This is a genomic window from Ruegeria sp. SCSIO 43209 (assembly GCF_019904295.1).
GTDB lineage: Bacteria > Pseudomonadota > Alphaproteobacteria > Rhodobacterales > Rhodobacteraceae > Ruegeria.
The window spans coordinates 201,303-213,393 of record NZ_CP065359.1; the positions used below are offsets into that span (position 1 = coordinate 201,303).

At 57.0% G+C, this 12,091-nt stretch carries 14 protein-coding genes; 2 read left to right on the forward strand and 12 right to left on the reverse strand.

From position 1 onward, the window contains the following. Window positions 1-33 precede the first annotated feature (33 nt). From I5192_RS01055 to I5192_RS01105, 11 genes are all read right to left on the reverse strand, one after another. Window positions 34-1,044: an ABC transporter permease gene (locus I5192_RS01055; RefSeq protein WP_170408321.1), complete on the reverse strand. Its 1,011-nt coding sequence runs from the start codon at window positions 1,042-1,044 to the stop codon at window positions 34-36. Beyond that, complete coding sequence (locus I5192_RS01060) at window positions 1,044-2,138, reverse strand: ABC transporter permease (RefSeq protein ID WP_170513031.1); 1,095 nt, start codon at window positions 2,136-2,138, stop codon at window positions 1,044-1,046. Before I5192_RS01060 ends, I5192_RS01055 begins: the two co-directional genes overlap by 1 nt. A 3-nt stretch (window positions 2,139-2,141) precedes the next feature. Further along, window positions 2,142-3,671: an ABC transporter ATP-binding protein gene (locus I5192_RS01065; protein WP_170395839.1), complete on the reverse strand. Its 1,530-nt coding sequence runs from the start codon at window positions 3,669-3,671 to the stop codon at window positions 2,142-2,144. Between the two features lie 81 nt (window positions 3,672-3,752). Then, window positions 3,753-4,751, reverse strand: a complete 999-nt coding sequence (locus tag I5192_RS01070) for a BMP family protein (protein ID WP_170395841.1) — start codon at window positions 4,749-4,751, stop codon at window positions 3,753-3,755. Window positions 4,752-4,886: 135 nt separating this feature from the next. Next, a complete protein-coding gene (locus I5192_RS01075) occupies window positions 4,887-5,303 on the reverse strand; it encodes an N-acetyltransferase (protein ID WP_255612006.1) in 417 nt (138 codons plus the stop codon). A gap of 11 nt (window positions 5,304-5,314) precedes the next feature. Next, window positions 5,315-5,905: a tRNA (adenosine(37)-N6)-threonylcarbamoyltransferase complex dimerization subunit type 1 TsaB gene (gene tsaB / locus I5192_RS01080; RefSeq protein WP_170423745.1), complete on the reverse strand. Its 591-nt coding sequence runs from the start codon at window positions 5,903-5,905 to the stop codon at window positions 5,315-5,317. Continuing rightward, window positions 5,895-6,458 carry a NifU family protein gene (locus tag I5192_RS01085; RefSeq protein ID WP_170733587.1) on the reverse strand — a complete coding sequence of 188 codons (564 nt, stop codon included), beginning with the start codon at window positions 6,456-6,458 and terminating at the stop codon, window positions 5,895-5,897. Before I5192_RS01085 ends, tsaB begins: the two co-directional genes overlap by 11 nt. A 69-nt stretch (window positions 6,459-6,527) precedes the next feature. After that, window positions 6,528-7,121 carry a 2-hydroxychromene-2-carboxylate isomerase gene (locus I5192_RS01090; RefSeq protein WP_223117553.1) on the reverse strand — a complete coding sequence of 198 codons (594 nt, stop codon included), beginning with the start codon at window positions 7,119-7,121 and terminating at the stop codon, window positions 6,528-6,530. A gap of 9 nt (window positions 7,122-7,130) precedes the next feature. Beyond that, a complete protein-coding gene (locus tag I5192_RS01095) occupies window positions 7,131-7,586 on the reverse strand; it encodes a universal stress protein (RefSeq protein ID WP_074736907.1) in 456 nt (151 codons plus the stop codon). Between the two features lie 73 nt (window positions 7,587-7,659). Further along, window positions 7,660-8,523: a branched-chain amino acid aminotransferase gene (locus I5192_RS01100; protein ID WP_223117554.1), complete on the reverse strand. Its 864-nt coding sequence runs from the start codon at window positions 8,521-8,523 to the stop codon at window positions 7,660-7,662. A gap of 59 nt (window positions 8,524-8,582) precedes the next feature. Beyond that, window positions 8,583-9,044 carry an Lrp/AsnC family transcriptional regulator gene (locus tag I5192_RS01105; protein ID WP_170423751.1) on the reverse strand — a complete coding sequence of 154 codons (462 nt, stop codon included), beginning with the start codon at window positions 9,042-9,044 and terminating at the stop codon, window positions 8,583-8,585. 129 nt (window positions 9,045-9,173) lie between these two features. Here I5192_RS01105 and I5192_RS01110 point away from each other — a divergent pair, with 129 nt between their 5' ends. Continuing rightward, window positions 9,174-10,223, forward strand: coding sequence for a Glu/Leu/Phe/Val dehydrogenase (locus tag I5192_RS01110; RefSeq protein ID WP_223117555.1), 1,050 nt, complete (start codon window positions 9,174-9,176; stop codon window positions 10,221-10,223). A 64-nt stretch (window positions 10,224-10,287) separates the two neighbouring features. Here the strand turns inward: I5192_RS01110 and trpS are convergent, their stop codons facing one another. Continuing rightward, window positions 10,288-11,316, reverse strand: a complete 1,029-nt coding sequence (gene trpS, locus I5192_RS01115) for a tryptophan--tRNA ligase (RefSeq protein WP_170423755.1) — start codon at window positions 11,314-11,316, stop codon at window positions 10,288-10,290. Window positions 11,317-11,402: 86 nt separating this feature from the next. On the opposite strand from trpS, the gene I5192_RS01120 reads away from it, so the two are divergent. Beyond that, window positions 11,403-12,089, forward strand: coding sequence for a rhomboid family intramembrane serine protease (locus tag I5192_RS01120; protein WP_170423757.1), 687 nt, complete (start codon window positions 11,403-11,405; stop codon window positions 12,087-12,089). Window positions 12,090-12,091 lie beyond the last annotated feature (2 nt).

Sequence of the window (12,091 nt, forward strand, 5' to 3'; positions counted from 1 at the left end):
ACAGGACTGAGGGGCAGTCCTGAACTGGCTCTATCAGCGTTCCTTTACATATGGTTCGCCGCCTGCGCGTGGCGGTATGGCCTTGCCGACGAACCCGGCAAGAATCACCACGGTCAGGATATAGGGCAGGGCGTCCATGACCTGCACCGGGATCACGACCCCGCCCAAATCGATGTTCTGGAACCGCAAGGCAATGGCCTGCAACAGCCCGAACAAGAGGCATGCCCACATCGCGTGCCACGGACGCCATTTTGCAAAGATCAGAGCAGCCAGTGCGATAAATCCGCGCCCAGCGGTCATCTCTTTCACAAAGCCTGCTTGCAGCGCGGTGGCCAGGTAGGCACCTGCGATGCCGCAAAGTACGCCGCAAATCGCAACCGCTGCGTAGCGGAGACCTACAACCGAAACTCCAGCAGTATCCACCGCCGCAGGATTCTCTCCGACCGCGCGCAGACGCAGCCCGAACCGGGTGCGGAATAGAATCCACCAAGTCAGTGGCACCATAAGGAAAGCCACATACACCAGAATGGAATGGCCAGACAGAAGCTCGGAATAGGCCATATGCAGGGGATTGGTTTCAGACATTAGCTCGGAAACCGGACGGCCTGTCAGTTCGGCGTCAGCCGGACCGATCGCATAAGGGAATTCTGCAGATTCAAACCGCCCTTCACCGAACAATGATGGCGTACGACCACCCTGCTTGAACCAGCTTTGGGCGACAAGAACGGTCATACCTGAAGCGAGAAAGTTGATCGCAACCCCCGAGATAAGCTGATTGCCCCGGAACGTGATCGACGCAAACCCGTGTAGCGCCGAAAGGACCAGAGATGCCGCGATCCCGGCCAGCAATCCCAGCCACACCGAACCGGTTACGGCGGCGACGGCAGCCGAGAAGAATGCTGACATCAGCATCTTGCCTTCAAGGCCGATGTCGAAGATGCCCGCGCGCTCGGAGTATAGTCCGGCCAGGCAGGCAAGCAGCAAAGGCGTAGCCAGTCGGATGGTCGAATCCAGAACCTGGATGAGTGTCAGGAAGAAATCCATCAGGCCGACCCCTTCCGAAGCGCCATGAACAGCTTTTCAAGCGGCATGCGCACCATGTTGTCCAGTGCTCCGGTAAACAGAATGACCAGCGCTTGGATGACCACGATCAGTTCGCGCGGAATCGATGTCCAAAGCGCCAGTTCGGCCCCGCCCTGATACAAAAAACCAAACAGAATAGCGGCTAGAAATACCCCGAATGGATGCGACCGACCCATCAGTGCCACGGCAATTCCAATGAAACCCGCGCCTTCGGTTGCGTTCAGCACCAACCGCTCGGCTTCGCCCATCACGTTGTTGACTGCCATCAGGCCCGCCAGAGCGCCCGAGATCAGCATGGCAATAATCGTGATGCGTACAGGCGAGATACCGGCGTAGACGGCACCGGTTTCCGAATGGCCGTAGGCGCGGATTTCATAGCCCAACCGAGTTCGCCAGATCAGCGCCCAGACAACAAAACACGCAAGGATTGCGACGAAGAACGAGATGTTGGCAGGCGCACCTCGGAAAACGATGTTTTCGGCGCTCGAGAACATCGACTGGAAAGTCGGGAGATGCACTGCCTCGGGGAAACGAGCCGTTGCTGGATCTTGCGACCCTTGCGGGCGCATGACGTTGACCAGCATGTAATTCAGGAAAGCGGCAGCGATGAAATTGAACATGATCGTGGTGATCACGATATGGCTGCCCCGCTTCGCCTGCAGATAGGCCGGGATCGCGGCCCAGGCTGCACCGAAGATCATCGAAGCAGCACAGGCGGCCAGCAAAGCTATTGTCCAATGCGGCCAAGGAACCGATAGGCAGACGATGGCAACGCCCAGTCCGCCCAGCATGGCCTGACCCTCGCCGCCGATGTTGAACAAGCGCGCGTGAAAGGCAACTGCAACCGCGAGCCCGGTGAAGATGAAGTTCGTTGCGTAATAAAGTGTATAGCCCCAGCCGTAGGTTGACCCTAGGGCCCCAGTGACCATCAGATTTACCGCCTCAAGCGGATCTTCCCCGATGGCCAGGATCACGATTGCCGAAAGGATTGTGGCTAGAAGCAGACTGATTAGCGGGATCAGTACCACATCGGCCCATTTGGGCATTTTTTCCATGGTTCAGGCGGCCTCTCCTGCAACACCGGCCATCAGCAGGCCTAGTTCTTTTTCATCCGTCTCGGCGGGCAGACGCTCGCCCATGATATGTCCGTCAAACATGACCGCGATCCGGTCCGAGAGTGAGAAGATCTCTTCCAGCTCGACCGAGACCAGCAAGATTGCTTTGCCCTGATCCCTCAAGGCGACGATCTGTTTGTGAATGAACTCGATGGCACCGATATCCACGCCGCGTGTGGGCTGACCCACCAGCAGCAGGTCGGGATTGCGTTCGATTTCTCGTGCAACGACGATTTTCTGTTGATTGCCGCCCGAGAAGCTTTTTGCCGTCAGCCAGCCATTGGGCGGGCGCACATCGAACTTCTCGATCTTGGCTTCGGTGTCGGCACGCAGGGCAGCGTTGTCCATGAACAGCCCGCGTTTGTAAGCAGGGTCGCGGTGGTAGCCGAACGCCACGTTCTCCCACGCGTGAAAATCCATGATCAGGCCTTCGCGCTGCCGATCCTCGGGGACATGAGCGATATGTCGGGCGCGCCGCGCTTGCCCGTCCGATCCGGGGCCGTGCAACGCCAGAGGCTCGCCGTTCAGTTTGATCGAGCCTACCCCGGGTCGCATACCGCCCAAAACTTCAAGCAGCTCGGACTGCCCGTTGCCAGCAACGCCCGCGATGCCAACGATCTCACCCGCACGAACGGTTAGGTCGATGCCTTTGACACGCTCGACACCGGCCGAATCGGTGACACTGAGGTTTTCGATTTCCAGAACCGGTTTGCCCGGCTGTGCAGGCACCTTATCAACCTGTAGCAAGACCTTGCGGCCAACCATCAATTCGGCCAGTGCCTGCGGATTGGTGTCAGCTGTTTTGACGGTGGCGGTCATCTCACCACGGCGCATAACCGAAACCGTATCAGTGTTCTCCATGATTTCGCGCAGCTTGTGCGTGATCACGATGATTGTTTTACCCTCGGACCGCAGCCGGTCGAGAATGCGAAACAGCTGGTCCGCCTCGGCAGGGGTAAGAACGCCCGTGGGTTCGTCCAGAATCAGAATTTCGGCCTTGCGGTAGAGCGCCTTGAGAATCTCAACCCGCTGCTGCATGCCCACACCGATCTCATCGATGCGTTTGTCAGGGTCGACGAACAGTTCGTATTCTTCTTCTAGGTCTTTCAGCTCTTTCCGGGCTTTCGCCAGCGACGGAGCCAACAGCCCACCGTCTTCCGCACCCAGAACGATGTTTTCCAGAACGGTGAAATTCTCGACCAGTTTGAAATGCTGAAACACCATCCCGATGCCCGAGGCGATCGCCGCCTGGCTGTCAGGGATGTCGGTCTTGGTACCGTTGATCCAGATTTCGCCTTTGTCGGCTTTGTAAAATCCGTAGAGGATGCTCATCAGCGTGGATTTGCCCGCTCCGTTTTCACCGATGATCCCGTGGATCGCTCCGCGGGCGACGCTGATGGAAATATCTTTATTAGCCTGAACCGGCCCAAAGGCTTTGGAAATCCCTTTGAGTTCAATGGCGGGGACGGTCATATCTTGTCCTTGGGTTGCCGAAAGGGCCGCATGCGGCAGAGTGGTGCAGGGCGGAGGCCATGGCCCCCGCCCCCAGTTACATCAGAACTGCAGTGCAGGGCAGCTGTCGTTCTCGTAGTAGCTGACAACGCTTACGTTGCCATCGATGATGTCGCGACGGGCACTTTCAATGGCCGAGCTCATTTCTTCGCTCACCAGTTCCGCGTTGTTTTCATCCATCGCAACGCCAACGCCATCTTGTGCAAGACCCATGGTGTAAACACCGGTCTGGACGTCTTCGCCAGCTTTCATGGCGTCATATACAGCAACGTCCACACGCTTGAGCATCGAGGTCAGGACCTTGCCCGGGTGCAGGTGGTTCTGGTTGCTATCGACACCGATTGACAGGATGCCTTCGTCGGCTGCGGTTTGCAGAACGCCAACACCGGTACCGCCCGCAGCGGCGTAAATCACGTCAGCACCCTGGCTGATCTGTGCTTTGGTCAACTCCGAGCCCTTCACCGGGTCGTTCCATGCTGCAGGGGTGGTGCCTGTCATATTAGCAACAACGTTGATGTCCGGGTTTACGGACTTCGCGCCTTGTGCATAACCACAACCAAAGTGACGGATCAGAGGGATATCCATACCACCGATAAAGCCCACTGTGCCGGATTGGGACGCCATCGCCGCCATCATGCCGACCAGGTATGATCCTTCATGTTCGGCAAATCCGATCTGGCGAATGTTCGGGGCTTCCAGCCAGGTCACGTCGACCGCAACGAATTTGGTATCCGGATAGTCACCTGCCACTGCAGCCAATGGATCGGCCATGGCGAAGCCCATTGTGATAATCGGGTTTGCGCCCGCTTCGGCAAAGCGGCGAAGCGCTTGTTCGCGCTGCGCTTCCGACTGAAGCTCGATCTCGCGATAGCTTTTGCCGGTCTGTTCCGCCCAACGCTGAGCGCCATTATGCGCGGCTTCGTTGAACGATTTGTCGAACTTGCCACCCAGATCAAAGATAAGGGCCGGTTCTGCCATAGCAGCACCTGCTGTTAGTGCAACCGCAGCGGCTGCGCCCATCAAGGATTTCATAAATGTCATTTGTTACTCCCGTTGGCTGTTATCGGTCCGGGGCTTAATCGCCCGGTACCCACTCAGAGCGAGCATACCTGTTGTGATGGCGGGAATTGAAGCTGTTTGCAACAGCTTCGGTCAACACATTTTTGACCATATGGTCTAAAAAAGCGAATATTTTTCGCTCAGGGGGCGTTCCATGACGATCGCATCGGCGTTTGGGCCACTTTTGCGATGATAATAGGCTGCGCGATTGCCGCATGGCGTGTATCCGCAGGTTTGGTACAGAGAGATCGCCGAATGGTTATCTGAGGCAACGTCCAGAAATGCACGGATTGCACCGAGTTCTCGTGCCTTGGCGTGCCAGTCTGCCATGATGCGCCGCGCCAGCCCGCGTCTTTGATAGTCTGGACGTGTCGCGATCGTGAGCAGCTCGGCCTCTTCGCCGATCACTTGAATGAGAGCGAAAGACCGTTTGTCACCAACTACATGGGTAAAGCGATTGGCGATCAGATTGCTGAATTCTTCAGCGCTCCACGGGCGTGACTGTGTGAAGGCTGCGGCGTGGGTTTCTGCCATGTCCTGTGGTGTCATTCGTCCAAAAGCACCGGTGGTACATCGCTGGAGGGAGCCGCATCTGCAGGGCGGACATAAAGCGGAGCAGGTGGCGCTTGAACTGTCGTCCAACGACCAGCAGCCACCTGGGCGATCGCACGGGCCTGCTGTTCTGGGTCCTCGCAGAAATACAAGGGACCAATATCGTCAGCGGCATGACGTAAGGTCAGGTAAGGCGCGCGCCCCTTAGGCTGCACATAAACCTGATCGCGCGGTGCAGCTATCGCCGGGAGATGCCCGTCGGGCGCAATTTCCGCAACTGCATCAAACCCCGACACCCCAACCGCCGGCACACCAAGCCCAAGCGCCAACCCGCGCGCTGCGGATACCGAGATTCGGATGCCGGTGAAATTCCCGGGGCCGATTCCGACGGCGATCGCATCAAGGTGCCGCCATGTGCAATTGTTCCGGGTCAGGATTTCTTCAAGCAAGGGCATCAACCGTTCCGCCTGCCCACGAGTCATCGCCTCGGCGTGCGATGCGATAATCTTGCCCTCTCGCAGCAAAGCGGCCGCGCAATGCGCGGCCGATGTATCGAATGCTAAAATCGTCGGTTCAGACGGCAACAGGGCGAACCTCGGTCACTTCGGGGATATAGTGACGCAACAGGTTCTCGATCCCCATTTTCAGCGTTAGGGTCGAGGACGGACAGCCCGCGCAGGCTCCCTGCATGTGCAGATAAACAACGCCGCGGTCGAAGCCGTGGAAGGTGATGTCACCGCCGTCCTGAGCCACAGCAGGACGCACGCGGCTATCCAGCAGATCTTTGATCTGGTTGACAATCTCTGCATCTTCGCCGGTGTGTTCAGCGTGGCCCGAGGCGGTCTCTGCGCCTGCGCCCATAACCGGTTGGCCGGACTGGTAATGCTCCATCACAGCGCCGAGAATTGCGGGCTTGATGTGATCCCACTGCACGTCATCAGATTTGGTTACCGTGACAAAATCGTTGCCGAAGAACACGCCTGTTACGCCGTTTACACCGAATATGCGTTTGGCGAGCGGAGATTTTTCTGCAGCGTCGACGCTTGGAAAATCAGCGGTGCCTGCTTCCAGAACCGTCTGGCCGGGTAGGAATTTTAGTGTGGCCGGGTTGGGTGTGGATTCGGTTTGAATGAACATGGCGCGGCTCCGTCTAAGATGCACTTGATATGCGCGTCCGTGCGGGGGAAGTCAAGATTTGGAACCGTTCTAAATTGCGGCGGAGTAAGAAATCGCATCATCCAGACGATCATCACCCCAGAATAGCTCGTCCCCAATAACGAAACTCGGCGCACCAAAGATGTGTTTAGCCTTGGCCTGAGTAACTTGCTCGAACAAGGCAGCCTTGATCGCGGGGTCGCTTATCCGATCCATCAGATCAGTCGAAACGCCAGATTTGGTAAGGCACTCAACCAGAACCGCCGGATTCGATATATCACGACCGGAACCAAACTGCGCAGAATAGACAGTGCGTACAAAGGCTGCCCGTTGATCAGCTGGTTCGATCGCCAGCGCTAGCCTTGCTGCTTTCAAGCTGTTTTGCGGAAATGGCTCAGGCCGCCGAAAAGGTAAATCGCGCGCGGCGCAAAGCCGTTCCATGTCTCGCCACATGTACCGACCTTTTGCCGGGTAGAGGTTGAACGGCGAGTTGTTCCATCCCTGTTCAGCAAAGATCGGCCCCAGAAGGAATGGGTGCCATTCTATGGCAACTCCATATTCCGAAGCCGCCTGCTGGATACGCATCGCGCTGAGATAAGAATAGGTCGATGCGAAGTCGAACCAGAACTGCAGCTTCGCGGACATAAATTCACCTCAGGTGATGGCTTCCAGCTTCTCTTTGCTCAGATCGCCGGGCACGATAGTAATAGGAATGGGCAAACTTCCAGAGTTCCGGGTCAGTTGTGTCACCAACGGTCCGGGGCCTTTTTTGTCAGTACCTGCACCCAGAACCAATACGCCGATCTCGGGATCGGATTGGACATGTTCAATGATTTCGGCCACCGGATCGCCTTCACGGATTGCCAATTCGGGCTCGACACCCTGTTTGTCGCGCATCCATTTGGCGAACACCTCGAAATGGGCGTGAATACGTTCACGCGCTTCTTCGCGCATCACCTCGGCAACACCGATCCAGTGGTTGAATTCGTCCGGTGGAATTACCGAAAGAACCGTAACCCCGCCGCCAGTATGTGCCGCACGCATAGCGGCAAAGCGCATGGCGTTCAGGCATTCACGGCTGTCGTCCAGAACGACTAGGAACTTGCGCATGTTTGTCCTCGTTTGTTTTCGGGATCATGCCTCACAGGGTAAGCAGTGGCAACTGAAACAGAAAAGGAGCAGATCAGCAATTGCTTGCAGCCCAATCCCAGTACATCTCGCGTGTGCGACGGGCGATTGGGCCCACCTGATACTGGGTGTCATCCAGCGCGGTGATTGGCGTCACTTTGCTCATGTTACCGCTCATGAACACTTCGTCCGCGTCGTGAAAGTCATCGAAAGTCAGCACGGTTTCATGCACGGTTACCCCGTCGGCGCGCAGGTTTTTAATATGCCGCGCGCGTGTAATCCCGGCCAAGAATGTCCCATTGGGGATTGGAGTAAAAACCTCACCATCGCGCGCCATGAAGATATTTGCGGTCGCAGTCTCGGCTACATGCCCCATCGCGTCGGCCACAAGGGCGTTCGAAAAGCCCTTGCTGCGTGCCTCCTGCAACATCCGGGCATTGTTCGGATACAGGCACCCTGCCTTTGCATTGACCACAGCGGATTCCAGGACAGGGCGGCGGAACCGAGTGGTTGTCAGCGTCGCCGAGGCGGTTTCGGGTGCCATTGGGATTTCTTCAAGACAGATGGCAAAGCCAGTGCTGTTTTCCTGAGGGACGATGGCGGTGTGATCCCCGTCGATGCCCCAATACATGGGGCGAATGTAAACGGCGGTGTCAGGTGCGTAACTCTGTAACCCTTCGTGAACCAGATCGACCATCTGTTCGGTTGTTACAGAAGGTGTCAGCATCAGCGCCTCGGCTGAACGGTTCACGCGGGCACAATGGGCATCCAGATCCGGGGTCATTCCATCAAAGTACCGGGCACCGTCAAACACCGATGAGCCCAGCCATGCGCCATGGTCAGCAGCGCGCATGATCGGTGCGTCCCCGTCATGCCATTGGCCGTTGAAATAGGTGCGGATGTTTTTGCCGACTGCCATTGCGCCCTCCCTCAAGCTTCGGGGAAACCTAGGTTGGGGCTGACGCAAGGTCCAGCAGATTATCCGTGGTGCTGAGGCAGCGCTTCGCGTTTGACCATGGTGCGCAAAGCGAAGTTTGATCGTAGGTTTCGAATGCCCGAAATTTTCATAAGCCGGTTTTCCAGAAATGCATCAAACGCATTGAGGTCTTTGGCAACCACGCGCAGCAGAATGTCGCGTGATCCGGTCATAAGGTAGCATTCCATCACCTCGTCGCAGCGACGAATCGCCTTTTCGAAGGAATCGATGGCGTTGCGATCCTGTTTCTCCAACTCGACTGACACAAAGATTGTAACGCCGAATCCAAGCCGCTCGGGGTCGACCTGTGCGGCGTAGCCGGTGATAATCCCGTCCCGTTGCAGCCGATCCAAACGCCGTGCGCAGGGTGTCGGGGACAGCCCGACATGCTCCGCCAAATCGATGACAGTCATACGGCCATCGTTTTGAAGGGCGCGGATTATCTTGGAATCGATATCATCCATGGCGAAAAACTCCACAAAAGTTTTCAATTTTAGATGTTAGCACCAAAAATTTCCCTGATATAGTGACAAAAGGGTGAAAATCACTCGATGATAGGTGGCAAACTCTCGGAAGCACTCCGGAGGAGAAGAATGGACATCACCATCGTAGACGCGCCAGAGCACGAGCGCGTGGTCGAATTCAAAGATAACTCACTTGGTCTATTGGGCTACATCGCGATCCACTCAACGCAACGTGGCCCCGCTGCGGGCGGTGTGCGTATGCGCCCTTTCGGCCACCCAGCCGAGGCCCTGGACGATGCTTTGCGACTGGCAAGGGGCATGACGTTCAAGAACGCCGCGGCTGATCTGCCGCTCGGGGGAGGCAAGGCTGTCATTATCGGGGATCCTCATGAGGATAAATCACCTGAACTTTTGCAGGCCTTTGGGCGCGTGATTCAAGGTTTGAACGGTCTGTACTGGACGGCAGAAGATATGGGTATGACGCCTGCAGATATGGCGCATATCGGGTCTGAAACCGAATTTGTGGCTGGGCTGGCGGAAGGTGAGTTCGCCAGCGGTGATCCGTCTCCGATAACGGCGCGCGGGATATTCAATGCTATCCGGGTGACAGCGCAGCACCGGTTCAGGCTTTCTGGCCTTAAAGGCCTGACGGTATCGGTTCAGGGTCTTGGCCATGTAGGCGAGCATTTGTGCCAGTTGTTGCACGATTCTGGTGCGCAGTTAATCGTAACTGACATCGACACCCGGCAAGCGGCCCGCGTGGCCGAACGGTTTGCGGCACGGGTCGTTGCACCCGATGCGATCTACGGCGTTGAAGCGGATATCTTTGCGCCTTGTGCGATCGGCGGCATCCTGAACGAAACGAGTATTCCATTACTGAAAGTCGGCGCTGTGGCCGGAGGGGCAAATAATCAGTTGTCCAGAGATCGGGACGCGCAGTTGCTCCACGAGCGTGGCATTCTTTACGCCCCTGACTTCGTCGCCAATGGCGGTGGTATCGTGAATGTGGCGACGGAAATCCTGCGTGTCGCAGAGCGTGAAGCCTGGGTCGCCGGTAGGTTGCAGGCGCTGGAGCAGACGATGGATCGCATCCTGACACGGGCCAAAGCCGAGGCGGTCAGCCCGCACGAAGTTGCGGAATCCATCGTGCACGAGATGCTGAGCCTGCAGGCGGCATAAGGGCCGACGGAACGAAACGCCGCCCGAGAAAGGGCGGCGTTCTTTTTCGATTGCGATCGCGTGGTCAGGACTTGCCCGCGCCGACCATCCCTACAATCTCGTAGGTCTGCTGCAGAATCGGGGCCGCGATTGCACGTGCCCGTTCAGCACCTCGGGCGAGAATCTGATCAATCTCGGCCTCTTCGCCCATCAGGCGCGCCATTTCGGTTGAAATGGGTGAGAGTTTCGAGACCGCAAGCTCTGCCAACATTGGCTTGAACTCACCGAATTGCTTCCCGCCAACTTCAGCCAGCACTTGTGCGGCCGTCTGGTCGCTAAGCGCGGCATAGATATTCACCAGATTGCGCGCCTCAGGACGGTCTTCAAGGCCATCGACCTCCGACGGCAAAGCGTCCGGATCGGTCTTGGCTTTACGGATCTTCTTGGCGATGGCATCGGCATCATCAGTCATGTTGATCCGCGTCATATCAGACGGGTCTGACGACGACATCTTCCGGGACCCGTCACGCAGGTTCATCACACGGGGCGCAGGCCCACCGATGACCGGTTCGGTCACCGGAAAGAAATCGACGCCATAGTCATGGTTGAACTTGATTGCGATGTCGCGCGTCAGTTCCAGATGTTGCTTCTGGTCTTCACCAACAGGCACATGGGTCGCGTGATAGACCAGAATGTCTGCCGCCATCAGGGCAGGATAGGCGAACAGACCCAGCGAAGCATTCTGCGCATTCTTACCGGCCTTGTCCTTGAACTGTGTCATTCGCTGCATCCAGCCGATACGGGCGATGCAGTTGAAGATCCATGCCAGCTGTGTGTGCTCGGGCACCTGGCTCTGATTGAACAGGATGGATTTCTCGGGATCCAGACCAGCGGCAATGAACCCCGCGCAAACTTCGCGGGTCTTTTCACGCAGACGATCCGGATCTTGCCAGACAGTAATCGCGTGGAGGTCGACCATGCAGTAGACGGTCTCGTATTCCGGTCCCTGCATATCCACGAAACGTTTGAGTGCACCCAGGTAATTACCCAAGTGCAGGTTTCCTGAAGGCTGGATGCCGGAAAACACGCGCGGCGTGAATTGGGTCTCGGTCATCGAAGGAAACTCCTGTCTGGAAAAATCAGCCCCCGTCGCTTACCCATGAGGCCAAGGGACGTCAACAGCCGCGAAAGGCCAGCCCAATGAGCAGTGAGCATTATACACCGCCCGTGAACCCTCTGCCGCCGGTCGTGGTGGCGCTGGTTCTGTTCATCATCGGGATTGAACTGATCTTCTTGCTTGGCAGCAGGGGCTTGGTCGGAGGGCCGACTGCTGTTGGTTGGCGCTTGGATGCGTTGCAGCAATATACGTTTTCGCCCGATATATTCGATTGGATGGTCCAGAACGGGCGCTGGCCGTTCGAACACGTGATCCGCTTTGTCACATATCCCTTTGTTCAGGCCAATTTCACACAAGCTGTGTTCGTCTGCGTGTTTGTTCTGGCGATGGGGAAGATGGTGGCTGAGGTCTTTGGCAGCGTCGCCATGCTGATCATATTCGTCTTGTCCGGTGTCGGCGGAGCGTTGGCCTATGCAGTGCTGTTGAACCCGCCATATCCACTGGTTGGCGGGTTTCCTCCGGTCTACGGGCTAATCGGTGCGTTCACGTGGTTGCTATGGCGCAAGCTTTCTCTGGTGGGTGAAAACCAATCGCGCGCATTCAGCCTGATCGCGGTTCTTATGGGCATTCAGTTGCTGTTCGGTCTGATCTTCGGTGGGACCTCGGATTGGGTCGCCGATCTGGGCGGTTTTGCCACCGGGTTTGGTTTGTCTTTCTTTCTGGCTCCGGGTGGATGGGCGCGTATCCTTAGCAAAACCCGGCGGGATTGATG